General features: G+C 69.3%; 17 protein-coding genes. 6 read left to right on the forward strand and 11 right to left on the reverse strand.

From position 1 onward, the window contains the following. Positions 1–31 precede the first annotated feature (31 nt). Positions 32–1207, reverse strand: a complete 1176-nt coding sequence (locus HRJ34_RS07670; protein ID WP_208633759.1) for an acetyl-CoA C-acetyltransferase — start codon at positions 1205–1207, stop codon at positions 32–34. A gap of 104 nt (positions 1208–1311) precedes the next feature. Here HRJ34_RS07670 and HRJ34_RS07675 point away from each other — a divergent pair, with 104 nt between their 5' ends. Both HRJ34_RS07675 and HRJ34_RS07680 read left to right on the forward strand, forming a co-directional pair. After that, positions 1312–2049 carry an SDR family oxidoreductase gene (locus HRJ34_RS07675; RefSeq protein ID WP_208633760.1) on the forward strand — a complete coding sequence of 246 codons (738 nt, stop codon included), beginning with the start codon at positions 1312–1314 and terminating at the stop codon, positions 2047–2049. A 2-nt stretch (positions 2050–2051) separates the two neighbouring features. After that, positions 2052–2774 carry an alpha/beta fold hydrolase gene (locus HRJ34_RS07680; RefSeq protein WP_029994024.1) on the forward strand — a complete coding sequence of 241 codons (723 nt, stop codon included), beginning with the start codon at positions 2052–2054 and terminating at the stop codon, positions 2772–2774. A 46-nt stretch (positions 2775–2820) separates the two neighbouring features. On the opposite strand, the gene HRJ34_RS07685 is transcribed toward HRJ34_RS07680, so the two are convergent. The 3 genes from HRJ34_RS07685 to HRJ34_RS07695 are packed head-to-tail and all read right to left on the reverse strand — an operon-like array spanning position 2821 to position 6085. Beyond that, complete coding sequence (locus tag HRJ34_RS07685) at positions 2821–3600, reverse strand: SDR family NAD(P)-dependent oxidoreductase (protein WP_011951854.1); 780 nt, start codon at positions 3598–3600, stop codon at positions 2821–2823. A 42-nt stretch (positions 3601–3642) separates the two neighbouring features. Next, positions 3643–5172, reverse strand: coding sequence for an enoyl-CoA hydratase-related protein (locus HRJ34_RS07690; RefSeq protein WP_208633761.1), 1530 nt, complete (start codon positions 5170–5172; stop codon positions 3643–3645). A 25-nt stretch (positions 5173–5197) separates the two neighbouring features. Beyond that, a complete protein-coding gene (locus HRJ34_RS07695) occupies positions 5198–6085 on the reverse strand; it encodes a crotonase/enoyl-CoA hydratase family protein (RefSeq protein ID WP_208633762.1) in 888 nt (295 codons plus the stop codon). A gap of 181 nt (positions 6086–6266) precedes the next feature. Here HRJ34_RS07695 and HRJ34_RS07700 point away from each other — a divergent pair, with 181 nt between their 5' ends. After that, a complete protein-coding gene (locus tag HRJ34_RS07700) occupies positions 6267–7061 on the forward strand; it encodes an enoyl-CoA hydratase/isomerase family protein (RefSeq protein WP_208633763.1) in 795 nt (264 codons plus the stop codon). A gap of 70 nt (positions 7062–7131) precedes the next feature. Here the strand turns inward: HRJ34_RS07700 and HRJ34_RS07705 are convergent, their stop codons facing one another. The 4 genes from HRJ34_RS07705 to HRJ34_RS07720 are packed head-to-tail and all read right to left on the reverse strand — an operon-like array spanning position 7132 to position 11859. Then, positions 7132–8292, reverse strand: a complete 1161-nt coding sequence (locus HRJ34_RS07705) for an acyl-CoA dehydrogenase family protein (RefSeq protein WP_011951858.1) — start codon at positions 8290–8292, stop codon at positions 7132–7134. Beyond that, positions 8289–9098: an enoyl-CoA hydratase/isomerase family protein gene (locus tag HRJ34_RS07710; protein ID WP_011951859.1), complete on the reverse strand. Its 810-nt coding sequence runs from the start codon at positions 9096–9098 to the stop codon at positions 8289–8291. The genes HRJ34_RS07705 and HRJ34_RS07710 overlap by 4 nt, the downstream gene beginning before the upstream one ends. 11 nt (positions 9099–9109) lie before the next feature. Beyond that, positions 9110–10315: an alpha/beta fold hydrolase gene (locus HRJ34_RS07715; RefSeq protein WP_208633764.1), complete on the reverse strand. Its 1206-nt coding sequence runs from the start codon at positions 10313–10315 to the stop codon at positions 9110–9112. A 20-nt stretch (positions 10316–10335) separates the two neighbouring features. Next, entirely contained in the window at positions 10336–11859 is a 1524-nt protein-coding gene (locus HRJ34_RS07720; protein ID WP_208633765.1) for an AMP-binding protein, read from the reverse strand. Positions 11860–12044: 185 nt separating this feature from the next. Here HRJ34_RS07720 and HRJ34_RS07725 point away from each other — a divergent pair, with 185 nt between their 5' ends. Both HRJ34_RS07725 and HRJ34_RS07730 read left to right on the forward strand, forming a co-directional pair. Beyond that, the gene (locus HRJ34_RS07725) at positions 12045–12695 is read left to right on the forward strand and encodes a TetR/AcrR family transcriptional regulator (RefSeq protein ID WP_011951862.1); all 651 of its coding nucleotides are present in this window, start codon (positions 12045–12047) and stop codon (positions 12693–12695) included. Positions 12696–12846: 151 nt separating this feature from the next. Beyond that, positions 12847–13845, forward strand: coding sequence for an IS30 family transposase (locus tag HRJ34_RS07730; RefSeq protein ID WP_208632066.1), 999 nt, complete (start codon positions 12847–12849; stop codon positions 13843–13845). 44 nt (positions 13846–13889) lie between these two features. On the opposite strand, the gene HRJ34_RS07735 is transcribed toward HRJ34_RS07730, so the two are convergent. Continuing rightward, on the reverse strand, positions 13890–14654 hold the full coding sequence (locus HRJ34_RS07735) for an enoyl-CoA hydratase-related protein (protein WP_226949100.1): 765 nt from the start codon (positions 14652–14654) through the stop codon (positions 13890–13892). A 53-nt stretch (positions 14655–14707) separates the two neighbouring features. Next, positions 14708–16711, reverse strand: coding sequence for an oxidoreductase (locus HRJ34_RS07740; RefSeq protein WP_208633767.1), 2004 nt, complete (start codon positions 16709–16711; stop codon positions 14708–14710). 83 nt (positions 16712–16794) lie between these two features. On the opposite strand from HRJ34_RS07740, the gene HRJ34_RS07745 reads away from it, so the two are divergent. Next, positions 16795–17352: an EthD domain-containing protein gene (locus HRJ34_RS07745; RefSeq protein ID WP_226949101.1), complete on the forward strand. Its 558-nt coding sequence runs from the start codon at positions 16795–16797 to the stop codon at positions 17350–17352. A 151-nt stretch (positions 17353–17503) separates the two neighbouring features. On the opposite strand, the gene HRJ34_RS07750 is transcribed toward HRJ34_RS07745, so the two are convergent. Beyond that, complete coding sequence (locus HRJ34_RS07750; RefSeq protein WP_208633769.1) at positions 17504–18751, reverse strand: cytochrome P450; 1248 nt, start codon at positions 18749–18751, stop codon at positions 17504–17506. Positions 18752–18785: the final 34 nt, after the last annotated feature.

Consider the following 18785-nt stretch of genomic DNA (forward strand, 5'->3'; position numbering starts at 1 on the left):
GATCCTGCTCGGCGCCCCTCCTCGGGGTGCGTCAGAGCCGTTCGACGATGGTGACGTTGGCGACGCCGCCCGCCTCGCACATGGTTTGCAGGCCATAGCGACCGCCGCGCCGGCGCAGCGCGTGGACCAGCGTCGCCATCAGCTTGGTGCCCGAGGCGCCGAGCGGATGGCCGAGCGCGATCGCGCCGCCGTTGACGTTGAGCCGCTCGGGGTCGCCGCCGCTATGCTGGAGCCAGGCGAGCGGAACCGGGGCGAAGGCCTCGTTGACCTCGTAGAGATCGATCTCCCCGATCGCCATTCCCGCCCTGCGCAGCGCCTTCTCGGTCGCGATCAGCGGCTCTTCGAGCATGATCACCGGGTCGCCCGCGGTGACGGTGAGGTTGTGGATGCGCGCCAGCGGGGTCAACCCGTGCGCCTTGAGCGCCGCCTCCGACACGACCAGCACCGCCGATGCGCCGTCGCAGATCTGGCTGGCGTTGGCGGCGGTGACGACGCCGCCCTCCTGCAGCGTCCGGACCGATCCGATCGCCTCCAGCGAGGCGTCGAAGCGGATGCCCTCGTCGCGGTCGTGGAGCGCCGGCCCCTCGGGCGCCTGGACCTCCAGCGGCACGATCTCCGCGTCGAAGTCGCCCCGCTCGACGGCGGCGGCAGCGCGGCGGTGGCTTTCGAGCGCATAGCGGTCGAGATCGTCGCGGCTCAGCCCATATTTCCGCGCCATCATCTCGGCGCCGACGAACTGGCTGAAGGCGATGCCGGGATAGCGCCGCTCCTGCCCCGGCGACTTGGCGACGCCGAGCCCGGCCTGCTCGAACAGCTGCCCGGTCGAGAACATCGGCACGCGCGTCATGCTCTCCACCCCGGCGGCGATCACCACGTCCTGGGTGCCCGACATCACCGCCTGCGCGGCGAACTGGATCGCCTGCTGCGAGCTGCCGCACTGCCGGTCGATCGACACGGCCGGCACCGATTCGGGCAGGCTGGAGGCCAGCACCGCGTTGCGGCCGATCTGGAAGGCCTGCTCGCCGCCCTGGCTGACGCAGCCCATGATCACGTCGTCGATCGCGACCGGATCAATGCCGCTGCGCGCGACGATCGCGTCGAGCACCGCCCCGCCCAGGTCGGCGGGGTGCCAGCCGGCGAGCTTGCCGTTGCGGCGGCCGCCGGCGGTGCGAAGGGCGTCGACGATATAGGCGGTCGGCTGGGCCATCTGGCTCCTCCATAAATCTATCATTGATCGGCAAGGGCATATCAGCCACATATTTGCCAATCAATGTTAGATAAACTTTCCGACGCAGAAAGATGGAGGAGCGGATGGGCATCGCAGGGCGGGTCGTGATCGTCACGGGGGCCAGCAGCGGGATCGGCGAGGCGGTCGCGCTGCGGCTCGCGCGGGAAGGCGCGGCGGTGGTCCTCGGCGCTCGGCGCGCGGAGCGGCTCGACGATCTGGTCGCGCGGATCGCGGGCGAAGGCGGCGCGGTCGCGGCACGGGCGTGCGACGTGACCCGGCGCGCCGACCTCGAAAGCCTCGCCGCCCTTGCGATCGAGCGGTTCGGCCGGATCGACGCGATCGTCAACAATGCCGGCGTCATGCCGATCTCGCGGCTCGACGTCTTCGACGTCGACGGCTGGGACCGGACGATCGACACCAATATCAAGGGCGTGCTCTACGCGATCGCCGCCGTGCTGCCGCAGATGAAGCGGCAGCGCGGCGGCCACATCATCTCGATCGCTTCCGTGGCGGGGCACAAGATCAACGGCGGCTCGGCGGTCTATGCCGCCTCCAAATATGCGGTGCGCGTGATCTCCGAGGCGCTGCGACAGGAGGTGACGGCGGACGGCATCCGCGTCACCGTGATCTCCCCCGGCGCGACCGAGAGCGAGCTGTTCGGCAAGATCCACGACCCCGCCTCGCAGAAGCGCCTCGAAGGCGCGTCCGAGATCGCGCTGCCCGCCGATAGCGTCGCCCGCGCGATCCTCTATGCGATGAACGAGCCCGACGCGGTCGACATCAACGAGATCGTGATCCGCCCGCAGGCGCAGGAGATGTGACGATGACGAGCGACGCGCCGATCCTGCTGATCCATGGCGGCTGCCATCGCGGCGACTGCTGGCGCCTCCTGGTCCCCGCGCTGGAAGCGCTCGGCCGCCGGGCGGTCGCGATCGACCTGCCCGGCCATGGCCGCGACCCGGCGGCCGATCCGGCGCCGAAGACGCTGGACGATGGGATCGCTGCCGTGGTCGAAACGCTGCGCCGCTTCGACCGGCCGGCGCTGCTGGTCGGCCATTCGCTGGGCGGGATGACGATCTCGGGCGCCGCCGAGCGGGCTCCGGAAACAATCGAGCGGCTCGTCTATCTTTCGGCGCTGCTGCCGCGCGACGGCGAGACCGGCGCAGCGCTGGCGGCCACGCCCGGCCTGCGCGCCGAGGTCGGCAGCTATCTGCTCGACGACGGGCAGCGGATCGCGGTGAAGGCCGATCGCGCGCGCGACCTCTTCTACGCCGACTGCCCCGACGATGTCGCGGCGGCGGCGATCGAAGCGCTGGTGCCGACCGACCTCGGCTATCTCGCCCAGCCGGTGACGCTCTCGGCCGATCGCTTTGGCCGCGTCCCCAAGACCTATGTCCATTGCCTGCGCGACCGGGCGATCGAGATGGAGGCGCAGATCAGCTTCCGCTCGGCCTGCCCCGGCATCGACGCGCGCGAGATCGACGCGAGCCACTCGGCCTTCCTGTCGCGACCGGGAGAGCTGGCCACTCTGCTGGCGGGGCTCTGACGCGGGCGCCCTCCCCGGAAAGGGAGGGGCTTTGCCTTTCGCCTCCTCAGCGCGGCGCCATCCGGATCGCTCCGTCCAGCCGCACATGCTCGCCGTTGAAATAGCTGTTGCGGCACATCTCCAGCACCAGCGAGGCATATTCCGCCGGATCGCCGAAACGCTTCGGGAAGGGGATGCTGGCCGCCAGCGAGTCCTTCACGGGATCGGGCGCGGCGTTCATCAGCGGGGTGTTGAAGATGCCCGGCAGGATCGCGTTCACCCGGATGCCGTCGTCCATCAGGTCGCGCGCCACCGGCAGGGTCAGGCTGACGATGCCGCCCTTGGAGGCCGAATAGGCCGCCTGCCCCGCCTGCCCGTCCTGCGCCGCGGCGGAGGCGGTGTTGACGATCACGCCGCGCTCGCCGTCGGCCATCGGATCGAGCGCCAGCATCCCCGCCGCCGACTTGGCGATGCAGCGGAAGGTGCCGACCAGGTTGATCTGGATGATCCGGTCGAAATCGGCGAGCGGGAAATGGCGGATCGTGCCGTCCTTGCGCGATCGCGCGGCGGTCTTGATCGCGTTGCCGGTGCCCGCGCAATTGACCAGGATGCGCTCCTGCCCCTGCGCCGCGCGCGCCGCCGCGAAGCCGGCATCGACCGAGGCGTCGTCGGTGACGTCGACCGCGCAGAAGGTCCCGCCGATCGCCGCGGCGACCGCCTCGCCCGCCGCGCGGTTGAGGTCGAAGATCGCGACCGTGACGCCATTGGCGGCGAGCAGCCGCGCCGTCGCCTCGCCCAACCCGCTCGCGCCGCCGGTGACGACCGCTGCCAAACCCTTCAGTTCCATAGCTTTCCCTCTCGATCCCTCAGTGAAATCCGTGCGCGACCGTCAGGTCGCGCGCTCGGCCCGGAACAGCGGCCCGCCCCGCCAGGCGGGCCAGCCGAAGCCGAGCACCATCGCGACATCGACGTCCGAGGCGCGCGGCGCGACGCCCTGCTCGACGATCCGCGCGCTCTCCTCGACCATCGCGGCGAGCAGCCGCCGGACGATCGCGGCGTCATCGACGGCCTCGCCCCCGGCCGGGCCGAACAGGCCCGATGGGAAGCCATAGCCGGTCATCGCCCGGTCGATCGCCGATGCCGAAATCCCTTCGCCTACCAACGCCTCGGCCGCCACACGGCCCGCCGCGAGCACGCGGGTCCCGATCAGGCCGGCCGTGCCGGCCGACACCACCGGCGCCCGGCCGAGCCGCCGCGCCAGCGCCAGCGCCGTGGCAAGCGCGACATCGCTCGTCCGCGTCCCGCGCCCGATCTCCAACAAGCGATTGCCCGCGACCTCGATCGGCAGGTGCAGCGCGACCACCGCCTCCGGCCGCGCCGCCCGCGCGGCGACGGCATCGACCTCGATGGCCGGATCGGCGATCACGATCAGATCGGCTTCGCCCTCCGGCGCCGAAGGAAGGGCAAGGGCGTTGCGCAGCGCATCGGCCCTTTCGTCCTCCCCCAGTACCGCGACCAACGGATTCGCCAGCGGGCGGACATCGCGGCCCAGTGCCGGGACCTTCGCGGCGGCGCGCTCGGCGAAGAAGATGTGGCGCTGGGCGAGCGATTCATCGCTCTCCATCAGTTCCTCGAACAGCGCCTGCTCGACGGCGCGTCCCTCGTCGAACGGCAGCCGGGTCGACGCCTCGATCGCGCGCAGGATATGGCCCGGCGCCTTGAAGCCGGTGAAGGCCGCTTCATGATCGGCGCGGAAGCGGGCGAACAGCGCCTCGGCCGCATCTCCGGTCACGTCCGGGGACTGGTCGCGCGTCCGCCGCGGCGTGCCCTCCGCCGTCACCCGACGCGCCAGCGCGATCGCGGCCTCGCGCAGGTCGCCCCCGGCCACGTCGTCGACCAGCCCGATCGCCCTCGCGCGGGCGGCGTCGACGGGCTGGCCCGAGATCATCAGCTCGAGCGCGGCGGCGACGCCGATCAGGCGCGGCGTCCGCTGCGTGCCGCCCGCCCCCGGCAACAGGCCGAGTTGCACCTCGGGCAGGCCGAGCTTCGCATCGGCGGCGGCGACGCGGTAGTGGCAGGCCAGCGCCAGTTCGAGCCCGCCGCCCAGCGCGGTGCCGTGGATCGCCGCGACGATCGGCTTGGGCGAGGCGTCCATCCGCGCGTAGATCCTGTTGAGCCCCGGCTCGGGGATCAGGCCGGCGAACTCGGCGATGTCGGCGCCCGCGAAGAAGGTCCGCCCGTCGCAGGCGATGACGATCGCCTCCACCGCGTCCGCCGCGATCGCGCGGCCGAGCGCCTCATGGAGCCCCGATCGCACCGCGAAGCCGAGCGCGTTGACCGGCGGGGAATCGGCGACGATCAGCGCGATCCCGTCCCGGACGGTGTCGCTGACGACGGAAGGGGCAAGCGTTTCGGCCATGCAATACTCCGGCAGGGCGGTCGGCCTAGCGATAGGAAGGCTCGGACCACCAGGGGAAGAAATCGGGCATGTCGGTCGAGACGCGGTCCGCGAACCGCGCCGGCCGTTTTTCGAGGAAGGCGGCGACGCCCTCGGCGACGTCGGCGCTGCACCCGCGCGCGAGGATGCCGCGGCTGTCGACCCGGTGCGCCTCCATCGGATGGTCGTAGCCGAGGCCGCGCCATAGCATCTGGCGGATCAGCGCGATCGCGACCGGCGCGGTCCGATCGGCGATCTCGCGCGCGATGGCGCGGGCGGCGGGCAGCAGCTCGTCGGGCGCATGGACGGCCTTGACCAGCCCGGCGGCCCGCGCCTCCCCGGCGGGGACGAGCTTGCCGCTGTAGCACCAGTCGAGCGCCTGGGAGATGCCGACGATGCGCGGCAGGAAATAGGCCGACGCCGCCTCGGGCACGATGCCGCGCCGCGCGAAGACGAAGCCGATCCCGGCCTCCTCGCTCGCCAGGCGGATGTCCATCGCCAGGGTGATGGTGGCGCCGATGCCGACCGCCGGGCCGTTGATCGCCGCGATCACCGGCTTCAGGCAGCGGAACAGCCGCAGCGCGATCAGCCCGCCGCCGTCGCGCGCCGCCTCCGCGCCATAGGCGAAGCTGCCGTCGGGGTTGCGCAGCGCATCCCGCTCGTCGTCGCGGGTGAAGACGGCGGTGCCGTCGCTGATGTCGGTCCCCGCCGAGAAGGCCCGCCCCGCCCCGGTGAAGATCGCCGCGCGGACATCGTCGTCGGCGTCGATCCGGTCGAGCGCGTCGAGCACTTCGTCGATCATCGCATAGCTGAAGGCGTTGAGCTTCTCGGGCCGCGACAGGGTGACGGTCGCGATCCCCGCCTCGACCGCATAGTCGATCGTCCGATAGTCCATGCCGCCTCCCCGTTTCGCTTTAATAATCATACATCGATAGATCGACGATCCGGCAAGGTCAATCGCCGCATTCCATTTCACGATTCCTCCATTTTACCTGCGTATATCCTGTAGATCGAAGGGAGGCTTGACCGCTGGAGAGAAGCCCTCTCTAGTGGATTATCAGGATAGGAATCATACTATGAATGATAAAAATCCGGAGGTGTTGCGGATCGAACGGACCGACGGCGTCGACTGGGTGACGTTGAACCGGCCGGACAGGCTCAACGCGCTCGACGACCGGCTGGTCGCGGCGCTGGCCGACTATGCGCGCGGGCTGCACGATGCCGATGCGCCGCGGGTCGTCGTGCTGCGCGGGGCGGGCCGCGCCTTCTGCGCCGGGCTCGACCTCGATGGGATGCGATCCGGCGACGCGCTGACCGCCGACGCGCTGCTGCGCCGGCAGACCGCGATATCGGGGCTGATCCTGGCGCTGCGCCGCGCGCCGCAGCCGATCGTCGGCCTGATCCACGGCGCGGCGTGCGGCGGCGGCTTCGCCCTGGCGCTGGCGTCGGACATCCGCATCGCCGCGACCGGCGCGCGGATGAACGCCGCCTTCATCCGCCTCGGCCTGTCGGGCTGCGACGTCGGCGTCTCCTATCTGCTGCCCCGGCTGGTCGGCGCGTCGGTCGCGTCCGAACTGCTGTTCACCGGCGACTTCATCGCCGCCGACCGCGCGCTCGCGACCGGGCTCGTATCGCGCGTCGTCGAGGAGGCCGATCTCGTCGCGGCGGCCGAACCCTTCATCGCCGCGATGCTCGCCGCCTCGCCGATCGGCCTGCGCATGACCAAGGAATGCCTGCGCGCCAGCATCGACGCGCCGAGCCTCGAAAGCGCGATCGCGATGGAGGACCGCACCCAGGTGCTGTGCGCGCTCGGTGGCAACCTTGCCGAGGGGATCGCCGCCTTCCGGGAGAAGCGGCCAGCGCGCTATTGATCGGCGGCACCATCCTCCTCCATCGTCATTCCCGCGAAAGCGGGAATGACGAAAGGGCGTGGACGCCCCCTTAACGCCGCGCGTTGGCCAGCTTGAAGATGTTGTTGCGCTGGACCGCCGACGACCCGCCGATGATCGGCATCAGCAGCGCGTCGCGAACGTAGCGCTCGGCGTCGAAGTCCTTCACATAGCCATAGGCGCCCAGGATCGTCTGGCATTCGAGCGCCGCCGCCTTGGCGACCTCGGTCGCGAACAGCTTGGCCATCGACGTCTCGACGCTGCACGGCCGCCGCTCGTTCGCCAGCCAGGCGGCGTGGTAGAGGGTCAGCCGCGCGGCGTGGATCTGCGTCTTCATGTCGGCCAGCTTGTGCTGGATCGACTGGAAATCGGCGATGTGCTTGCCGAACTGCCGCCGTTCGAGCGCATAGGCCCAGGCATCGTCGAGCGCGGCGCGGGCGATGCCGATGCCGATCGCCGCGACCTCCAGCTTCTCGACGTCGAGGCCGGGGCCGACCAGCATCGGCCAGCCCTTGTTCCACGCCGCCTCGCCGCCGACCAGATTGGCGATCGGCACCTCGACATTGTCGAAGCTCGTGTCGGTGGTCGGCGCGCCCTTCATCCCCATCGACTCGATCTTGGTGATGGTGACGCCGGGCGCGTCGGGCGGGATCAGCACGAAGGACAGGTTGCGGTGACGGTCCTCGGCCGGGCCGGTGCGCACCAATGTATAGACATAATCGGCGATCCCCGCGCCCGAGCAGAAGCGCTTGGCGCCGTTGATGCGCAATATGTCGCCATCGCGCTCGGCCCGCGTCTTGATGCTGGCCAGGTCGGCGCCGGCGTCGGGCTCGGTCAGGCCATAGGCGAACAGAAGGTCGCCTGCGACGATCCTGGGCAGCAGCTCGCGCTTCTGCGCCTCGGTGCCGCATTCCTCGATGTTCATGCCAGCATAGCAGGCCGCCATGATATAGGGCACCGACACGGCGAGGCTGCGGCGCGACAGCTCCTCGATCACCACCATCGTCGCGACGATGTCGCGGCCGAAGCCGCCATAAGCCTCCGGGATGGTCAGCCCCAGCACGCCGATGTCGGCGAGCTTGCGGTGGACGTCGCGCGGGAAATGGTTGCGCGCGTCCCAGTCCTGGGCGGCGCTGCGCGGCATCTCCTTCTCGACGAAGCGTTCGAGCGTCTCGCGCAGCGACGCGATGACCTCGCCCTCGTCGAAGTTCATGCGCCGCCCCGCGCGCGGCCGAACAGCGGCGGCCGCTTCTCGGAGAAGGCCTTGACCGCCTCGGCATGGTCGGCGGTGACGTTCGACAGCGCCTCATAGGCGAGCGAGGCGTCCATGATCGAGGTGGCGAGGTCACGCAGGCCGATATTGACCGACATCTTGGTCCAGCGGATCGCCTTGGTCGCGCCGTTGGCCAGCCGGTCGGCGAAGGCGTCGACCCGCTCGTCGAGCTCGGCGGCGGGTACGGCATGGTTGATCAGCCCCATCCGCGCCGCCTCGGTCGCGGTCATCAGGTCGCCGGTCAGCAGATATTCCTTGGCGCGCGCATAGCCGATCAACTGCGGCCAGATCACCGCGCCGCCGTCGCCCGCGACGAAGCCGATGCTGACGTGCGGATCGCCGATCTTGGCATGGTCGGCGGCGAAGATGACGTCGCAGAACAGGGCGATGGTGGCGCCCAGCCCGGTGGCATGGCCGTTGAGCTTGGCGATCACCGGCTTCTCGCAGTCGATCAGGCCGAACACGATCTGCTTGGCCTCGCGCACCGTCTGCTCGAAACGCTCGGGCTCGTCGATCGCCTCCTGCATCCAGGCGACGTCGCCGCCGGCCGAGAAGGCCCGGCCCGCGCCGGTCAGCACGACGATGTCGCTGTCGGGATCGTTCGAGATGTCGACGAACAGGCGGGCCAGTTCGCTATGCAGCACCGCGTCGGTGGCGTTGAGCTTGTCGGGCCGGTTGAGCGTGACTTCGAGCACCCGGCCGCGGCGGTTGAAGAGGATCGTCTGGTAATCGTCGAACAGGGACATGGTCACTCCTCTCAGGCGTCGGCGCCGATGCCGGCGAGCACGGCGTCGTTGGCGAAGCCGCGGTCGGCCAGCCAGCGGGAGATGATCCCCACCGCCTCCGACAGATGCGACTTGCCGTCCTCGCCGCTGAAATAATGGTTGGCGTGGTCGATGGTGATCTTGACCTTGTCCTGCGATCCCATCGCATCGAACATCTTGTCGGTATGCTCGGGCGGGCAGGCATCGTCGGCGCCGGCCGTCATCACCATGCCCGGCACGCTGATGCGCGGGCCGGAGACGACCGAGTCGAACTGGGCATGGTCGTAGCTCCACTGCGACAGCCAGCCGCGCAGCGAGTTGAACCGGGCGAGCGCCGAGGCGCTGTCGTTCACCACGCGCGGATCGCCCAGATAGGTCCAGTTGGGCTTGCGCTGGTTGGGGTCGACGGTCGGGTCGATCCAGCGCGGGTCGGCCATGGTGCGGTGGACGACGAAGCAATATTCGTCATGCTCGCGCCCCCTGGCCTTGAGGGCGGCCAGCCTGTCGCGCGCCCATTCGCTGATCTTGCGGTTGCGGGCGATCTGCGCCGCGCGATAGCGGGCGAGATAGTCGGCCGCGAAGGGCGGCTGCGCCGGATTCGCCGGATCGTAGATGTCGAGCGCGGGGTCGCGCTTCTCGGGGTCGATCTCGTCGAGCACCGAGGGATCGAGCTGTCCGGTCAGCAGCTGGTGGCGGCTGCGGTGCGAGGCGACCAGCATGATCGCGTCGCCGGGGATCAGCTTCGCCCCCGCCAGCGGCGTCTCCTCGCCCGAGGCGCTGAGCTGGATCACCGGCTTCTCGGCCTCGGCCTGGTAGCCGGCCATCAGCGATCCGCCGCCGCTCCAGCCGAGCAGCACGACATTCTTGTAGCCGAGCCGTTCCTTGGCGTCGCGGACGCAGGCGCCAAGGTCGAGGACGGCGTTCTCCATCTCCAGCGGCGCGTCGCCCGACCAGTAACGGGTCCCGCAGGCGACGATGTGGTGGCCGGCGCGGGCGAGCTGCGCGAACACCGGCAGCCAGGCGGGCGCGCCGACCGGATGCATCACGATCAGCGCGGTGTCGGACGGATTCTCGCCCCGGATATGCTGGCCCTGCAGCACGATCGCATCGTCGATCGCGCCATAGACGTCCTTGCGCACCTGCTTCTCGCGGTGGACGATCAGGAAGGGCGTGCGGCTGTAACGAACGGGTTCTGCCATGATGGGTCCTCGTGCTGGCGTCAGACGCTGCGGCTGCCGCCGAACTCGGCGCGGAGCGCCGGCTTGGCGATCTTGCCGGTGACGTTGCGGGGAAAGGATTCGACGATCCGGAGATGCTTGGGATGCTTGTAGCGGGCGAGCCTGCCCTCGCAGGTCGCCTGGAGCGCCTCGAGCGTGACCCGATGGCCGTTGCTGGCGACGACGATGGCGAGGCCGACCTCGCCCCAGCGGTCGTCGGGCACCCCGATCACCGCGCATTCGGCGACGGCGGGGTTGGTCATCAGCACGCCCTCGACCTCGGCCGAGAAGACGTTCTCGCCGCCGGACTTGTACATGTCCTTCACCCGGTCGACGACGAAGCAGAAGCCGTCCTCGTCCTGCCACAGGACGTCGCCGGTGCGGTGCCAGCCGTCGTTGCGGACGATCGCGGCATTGGCGTCGAGATAGCCGATGGTGACGCCGGGGCCGCGCACCCAGACCTCGCCGGGCTGCCCGCGCGGCACGTCCTCGCCCCGCTCGTCGACGATGCGCATGTCGATGTGCAGCGACTTCTGCCCGCAGGACCCGGCCATGATCTTGTCGAGCCGGCCGGGATTCATCGAGGTGACGGGCCCCATCTCGGTCCCGCCATATTGCGGCACGAAGCGCGCGCCCTTCGGCTCATAGGCGGCGCGCAGCCGTTCCGACACCCGGCCGCCGCCGCAGATGAAGCGGCGCAGGGTCGAGAAGTCGGCCTGCGCGAAGGGCTCGCTGTCGGCCATCATCTGGTACATCACCGGCGGCAGGCAGAGATGCGTCACCGCATTGGCCGGATCGCCGCAATAGGCGGTGGTCGCGGCGGCGTCGAAGCGGCGGGTGATCGTCACCCGGCCGCCGAAGAACAGGATCGGGTTGCTGGCGGTGTTGAGCCCGCCGAAATGGAACAGCGGCATCGGCTGGAACAGATGCCCGCCCGGCTCGGCCGTCGCGCAGAACTCGACCTGCTGGAGCGCGTGGATCACCATCCCGCCCAGCGTGACGATCGCCGCCTTGGGGGTGCCGGTGGTGCCCGAGGTGTAGAGGATCTGGAGCGGCGCGTCAGGGTCGATCTCGCTCTCCCCCATCGCCCGCGACGGATCGAGCAGCGCGTCGAAATCGCCGCCGGCATCCCAGTCATGGACATGCGCGACGCCGGTCTCGCGCGCGACCTGCCGGGCGGTCTCGCCCCAGGTCGCGTCGGTCAGCATCAGCTTCGGCGCCATCTCGCGGCAGGCGCGGGCGAGCTCGACCGCGGTGTGGCGGAAGTTGAGCGGGACCCAGACCAGCCCGGCGCGCGCGCAGGCGAATTGCAGCTCGAAATGGCGCAGGTCGCCGTCCGAGATGTTGACGATGCGATCGCCGGGAACGAGCCCCAGCCGCCCGCGCAGCGCATGCGCGATCTGGCCGACCCGGCTTTCGAGATCGGCCCAGCTCCGCGTCTCGCCGGTATCGAGATTGTGCAAGGCAACCGCATCGGGCTGCGTGCGGGCGTAGTTGGCCACCCAATCCGCAGCGGCATATCTCATCCCATACCCCTCCAGGCTCGATCGGCGGACCCGGTTCGATCCGCCTGTTCAGAAGTTTTGCCTAACACTGGTAGATTATGAACGCAATCGCTCATCCCGCGCGGTTGCAGAAAATGATCGATAGAGGCCGCCAGGATCGCTACAGAGGCTTGAGAACGGGTATAGTCAGTGGGGAAGCATAGCCGATGGGTCGGCCCAAACAGGCTCTCATTTCGCGTCGCAGGACGCTCGAAGTCGCGTTGCGGATCATCGACGAGGAAGGCCTGGACGCGCTCAGCATCCGTCGTCTGGGCGACGAGCTGAACGTCCGCGGAATCTCGCTCTATCACCATTTCCGCAGCAAGGAGCACATCCTGGCCGGCGCCTGCGAGCTGGCGCTGGCGGACGTGCGGACGCCGCATACGTCGAACACCGATTGGCGCGAATGGCTGGTCGACAATGCCCGCAAATATTATCTGGCGTTGCGCGCCCACCCGAACCTGATCCCGATCCTGATGCGCCGCCATCCGCTGCGCATCGGCCTGGCCGAGCATAATTCGACGGCGGGGCTGCTCGCGGTGCAGAACGTGCCGATCGGCGCGATCATGCCGTTGATGGACGGGCTGGAATCGGTCGCGCTCGGCTGCGCCGCCTACCAGTCGGCGGTCGAGGCCGACACCGGCACCGACAACTGGCAGGAGGCAAACCCCTTCCTGTTCCACGTCAGCCGCAGCGCCGAGGTGTCGAAGCTCGGCGCGTTCGAGGCGATGGCCAAGGCGGCGGTCGGCGCGATCCTGGAGACCTACAAGGCCGAGAACGGCAAGGCCGAGGACCGCAAGGAAGCCGGCTCGGCCTGAATCCCCCCTCCGCCGGCATGACGACAGAGAAGGCCGTCATTCCAGCGAAAGCTGGAATCTCTCTGCCCTTGCCAGGGACGAACCTCGAAGAAAGAAGGGAGATTCGGCGGACTCACAGATGAAGTGCACCACCTGGTAAGGTGGAAGCGCGATGGGAAGAAGCTACAGGCAGCTCGGCCTTGACGAGCGTATCGAGATTTACCGTCTGCATGCAGACGGTAAATCTTCGCGTGAGATCGGGGACGCGATTGGCCGGCATCACACGACGGTTGGCCGTGAACTCAAGCGTAATAGCCGGCAGACCAAGATCTGGCTGGGTGGCTACAACCCGCGTCGCGCCCATGAACTGGCCGCCAGGCGGCGGGAATGGGATTGCCGCTTCAAGCTGGAGCGCCAGCCGGACCTGCGAAAGATCGTGGAAAACGGCCTTGCGATGGGAAGCTCTCCCGAACAGATCGCAGGCCGACTGACCCTCTTAAATGGTCCCACCGTCAGCCATGAGTCAATCTATCGGTTCATCTACCACCGCTCGGCGCAGAAGGATTATTGGCACCGGCTCCTGCCTCGCCGAAAGAGTCGGCGCGGACATTTCGGCAAGCGCGGCGGCAGCTCCGCCAGCTTCATCAAGCAGCGCCGGCCGATCCAGGAGAGGCCGACCGAAGCCGACACACGGACCCAGCCAGGCCATTGGGAAGCCGACTACATGCTCTTCGCCAAATATGGCCACAACCTGCTCGTCCTTCATGAACGGCAGACCCGCTTCACCATCGTCGAAAAATTGCCCCATCGCCGGGCCAGGCTGACCGCATGCCGGATCGCCGGAAACCTCCGGCATATCCCCCAGCATCTGCGAAAAACTATCAGCTTCGACAACGGCACCGAGTTCGCCGAGCATTATCGGCTGCACCAATCACTCGGTGTCACCACCTTCTTTTGCGATGTCCGAAGCCCTTGGCAAAAGGGCGGCGTCGAAAACACCATCGGCAGGCTCCGCCGCCCCCTGCCACGCAAAACCAACCTCGAAACGCTCACCGCCAAACAGCTGCGCGCGCACGTCGACCAGCTCAACAACACACCCAGAAAATGCCTTGGCTTCCTAACCCCCGCCGAGGCATTCCTCAAAATCTCAACCGGTGCACTTCAAACGTGACTCCACATTCCAGCTTTCGCTGGAATGACGGGCTACGGGATTCCCTACCGGTTGTAGCTTTCTCGCCGCCCCTCGATGAAGGCGGTGCGGCCCGCGCTCGCCTCGCCCATGATGTTGAGCTCATAGGTGTAGCTCATCTCCGCGCGATAGGCCGCCATCAGCTCATGCGCCTTGGTGCTGTTGTTGAGCGACAGCTTCAGCCGGCGCATCGCCTCCGGACTCTTGGCGGCGATCTTCGCGGCGATGGCGCGCGCGGCCGCGGCGACCTCGTCATGCATGTCGACCAGCGTGTAGATCGAGCCCAGCTCGTGCAGTTCCTGCGCCAGCACCGGATCGGCGGTCATCATCGCCGCGCGCACCCGCTTCTCGGGCATCAGCCGCAGCGCCTGGACCGCGCCGGCGGTCGCGCCATTGTCGATCTCCGCCAGCACGAAACGGGTGTCGCGCGACGCGACCAGCACGTCCGCCGACCCGGCGATCAGCACCCCCGCGCCGACGCAATAGGCATGGACGCCGCACACCACCGGCACCGCGCAGTGCAGCACCGCGAGGCTGAGCCGCATCGATCCCGACGACTGGCCGAGAATGCCCTCGAACCCCGGCAGCGCCTCGACCTCCTTGACGTCGCCGCCGCCGCAGAAGCCGCGCCCGTCGGCGCGCAGCACCACGGCCCGCACCTCGGGCCGGTCCTTCACCCCTTCGATTCGGGCGGCGAGATCGTGCAGCAGGCCGATGCTGAAGGCGTTGACCGGCGGTTTGTCGACGACCAGCTCCAGGGTGCCGTCGTCGTGGAAATGCTCGTTGAACACCGTCTTCCCCTCGGCTTGGACAGAATGATTATCTAACATCGTTCAGTTTCATATCAGGCGATCGCGCGGATCGGCCGCGCCGCGACCGCGCCGCTCGGCAACGACCGCGCGGCAAGATGCCCCTCGCGGATCGCGCATTGCAAATTCCGCGCGGCGAGCATGTCGCCGACGCAGACTGGCTCGATGCCCCGCGCCTCCAGTTCCGCGGCCAGTTCGGTCTGGCCGGGGCGGATGCCGACCCAGACGATGCTGTCGGCGGCGACCGTCTCGACCTTCGTCCCGAAATTGGGGGCGATGTCGGCCTCGCCCGGCCGAGCGGCGACCAGCCGGCTGCCGACGCGCAGGGTGAAGTCGCCCTTGGCGTGGAGCCGTTCGAGCGCCGATTGGGTGCGCAAGGTGATGTCGATCTGCGGCGCGAACATCTTGTGCCGGGTGACGAAGGTGACGGCCAGGCCACGCTCCAGCAGTTCCTCGGCGCAGGCGATCGCCTCATAATGGCCGACATCGTCGAGGATCAGCGCGCTGTGCCCGCGATCGGCGCGGCGGTCCTCGAACAGCTCGACCGATCCGATCACCCGGGCGCCGGGCGCGACCGCGATCTCCTCGGCCGGGAACTGGATCTGGCGGAACGGCGCCTCGAACGCCGCGCCGACCGCGAGGATGACGCTGTCGGCGCCTTCCGCCGCGATGTCGTCGGCGCTCATATAGGTCGACAGCCGCACGTCGACGCCGAGGCGATAGACCTCCTCCTCCAGCCAGCCGGCGATGTCGGCGATCGTGCCCATGCGCGGCGCGGTGCGGTAGAGGTTGGTCAGCCCACCGAGCGACGGCATCGCCTCGGCCAGCATCACCCGGTGCCCGGCGAGCGCGGCGATGCGCGCCGCCTCCATGCCCCCCGGTCCGCCGCCGACGATCAGCACGCGCAGCGGGCTCGCCACCGGGCGGATCAGCCGTTCGGCCAGGGTGGTCTCGTCGCCCGCTGCCGTGTTCACCACGCAGCCGAGCCGGCCGAAGGTGGCGACCCGGCCGATGCAGCCCTGGTTGCAGGCGATGCACGGCCGCACCCGATCGGGATGGCCGGCGGCCGACTTGGCGACGATGTCGGGATCGGCGATGTGCGCGCGCACCATCGAGATCAGGTCCGCCTCCCCCGCGCGCAGCACCTGCTCGACCTCCTCCAGCGTGCGGAAGCGGCCGTTGAGCAGGCGCGGCAGGCCGAAATCAGCGACCGGCGGCGCGGTGTGGGGGATCTGGAATCCGGTCGGCGCATCCATGCCGCCGACCTGGCGATGGGGCGCATAATAGTCGCCATAGGACATGTTCACATAGTCGATCAGCCCCTCGTCGCGCAGCCGGCGGGCGACTTCGCCGACGTCGTCCATGGCCAGGATGCGCGGATCGGCGCTGTCGCTGAGCCGCACGCCGACGGCGAAGCCCGGCGACACCGCGTCGCGCACCGCCGCCAGCACCCGGCGCAGCAGCCGCATCCGGTTGTCGAAGCTGCCGCCATAATCGTCTTCGCGCCGGTTGAGCACGGGCGAGAGGAACTGGGCGAGCAGATAGCCATGGCCGGCATGGACCTCGACACCGTCGAGCCCGCCCTTCTCCACCCGCCGGGCCGCCGCGCCATAGGCCGCGACCAGTTCGTCGATCTGCCGCAGGGTGAAGGGGCGCGGCGCGACGCCGGCGATCGGGCTCGGAACGGTCGAGGGCGCGAGCGGCGGCGAGCCGTCGGGCTGCATGTAGATATGGCCGCCATGCCAGAGCTGCTGGAACAGCCGCATGCCGGTGGGCGCGATCGCGGTCGCCAGGCGGCGATAGCCGTCGATGATCGTGTCATCCAGGTTGGCAAGCGACAGCACCGCCGACGGGTGGACGCCCGCCGCTTCGAGGATCGTCAGCCCCACCCCGCCCTGCGCGCGCGCCAGATGATAGGCGATCAGCTCGTCGGTGATCTTGCCGTCGCGCGCCATCATCGTCGCATGGGCGGTGCGGGCGATCCGGTTCCTGATCTCGAGCCCGCCGATGCGGATCGGACTCAAAGCGCGCTCGTACATGACGGCCTCTCCTGTTGCCGCTTGAATAAACCAAACATTGTTTGCTATTCAAGTCCCATCAGGGACGATGAAGGAAAATGGCCATGACCGCCTGGCCCACCCGGCCCGCCGTCGCGATCTTCACGAAGCATCCGACCGACGCGTCGCCGGGGCTGCGACCGGGCCGGCGGGTCGACGCCGCGCTGGCCAAGGCCGATCCGGCGACGGGCAAAGCACTGCCGCTGCTCGCCTGCCCCTATGCGGCGCTGCTGTTCGGCGAGACGAGCGATGCCCCGCCCCCGGTCGATGGCCTCGTCCTCGCCGGGGAGCAGCATGTCGTGAAGCCGGGCGAGGGCGACCTGCTCGTGCTGATGCTGGTCCGCCGCCGCGCGGAGCTGACCCACGACGCCTTCCGCGACCGCTGGCTGTACGGCCATGCGCCGTTCGGGCTCAGGACCTCGGCGAGCGGCTATCGCCAGCTCCATCCCGCACGGCCGCCGGGGCCGGACGGCTTCGACGGCGCCGGCCTCGTCTTCTTCCGCGACCTCGCCCATATGACGAGCGCCCGCGCCGCCCCCGCAATCGCCCGCGACGCGACCCGCGACGAGATGGCGTTCATCGACCATGGCCGGTCGATGCTGGCGATGTTCCGGTTCGATTGAAGCGGGCCCCATCGTCATGCTGAACTCGTTTCAGCATCCACTGGGTCGCTCAGGCTGACCAGGAGATGATGCGAAAACGTCGTTGCAGGAACCACCGAGACAAGGCCCAGCCTCCCTGTGGATGCTGAAACAAGTTCAGCATGACGGATGGTCAGGGTAGCGGTCGCAGCCTCGCTTCCGTCAGGATCGGCAGTTCGCCGCCTCCCGTCCCCGCTGGCGTTCCCGGCGTGAAGCGCATCGGCATCCGGGCATGGCCGTTGACCAGCGGGATGCTGGCGTAGCGCTCGCTCGCCGCGACGTCGACGGCGAAGTCGGGCATCCGCGCAAGCAACTCGCCGAGCAGGATGCGCAGGTCGGCGCGCGCGAGATTCTGGCCGAGGCAGCCATGGACGCCCCAGCCGAAGGCGAGGTGCGGCCGCTTCGGGCGATCGAGGTCGAACCTCTCGGCGTCGGCGAACATCTCCTCGTCGCGGTTGGCCGAGTTGATCGCGCAGAGCACACGCTGTCCGGGTTCGAAGCGCTCGCCGCCGATCTCGACCGGCGCGGTGACGGTGCGGGCGACGCCGGTGCTCGGCGAATAGAGGCGCAATATCTCCTCGACCGCCGCCGGGATCAGCGCGGGCCGCGCGACCAGCGCCGCCCGGTCCGCCGGATGCTCGGTCAGGTGGCGCAGCGCATGGCCGATCGCGGCGATCGTCGTGTCGGTGCCGCCGAACAGCAGCATCATCGCGAACTCGCAGACCAGCGCGTCGCCGAGCGGCCGGCCAGCGACCTCGGCCGCGATCATGGCGGCGATCAGCCCCTCGGGGTGGACCTCGCGCCGTTCGACGCTGGCGCGCAAGTCGCTCGCCAGCCAGCGCAGCCCGTCGATCGACCCGCTGCTCTTGGCGACCGCCTCGTGCAGCACCCGGCCATAATCGCGCCAGCGGTCGAGCGGCAGGCCGAGGATGTCGAGAATCAGCAGCGACGGCATCGGCTTGGCGAGGTCCTCGACCACGTCGCACGCGCCGCGCGCGATGATCCGGTCGACCAGCCAGGCGGAGAGCTGCGCCATGCGCGGGGCCGCCGCCTCGACCGCCGCGATGGTGAACCAGGGCTGGAGCAGCGCGCGGAGCGCCCGCGCCTCGGCCCCGTCCATCTCGATCATGCCGATGCGCAGGCCGTTGGGCGGGATGGCGACGCCGCCGCCGAGCCGGTCGCCCGCGCGGATGCGGCCCGAGGCGAAGGTGTCATGGTTGCGCAGCGCGGCGCGGTTGTCGGCATAGTGGGTCAGGATCGCGAAGCCGCCATGCGCGTCCGAACGGAGCACCGGACAATGCGCCCGCGCGTCGCGATAGATGGCGAGATGGTCGCGCGCGAAGGCGGCGGCATGGTGATCGATATCCCTGGAACCGCTCACCGCGCCGACACCCTCGAAGACATGGGCGGGGGCC

This window comes from Rhizorhabdus wittichii (genome assembly GCF_017607425.1).
Taxonomy (GTDB): Bacteria; Pseudomonadota; Alphaproteobacteria; order Sphingomonadales; family Sphingomonadaceae; genus Rhizorhabdus; species Rhizorhabdus wittichii.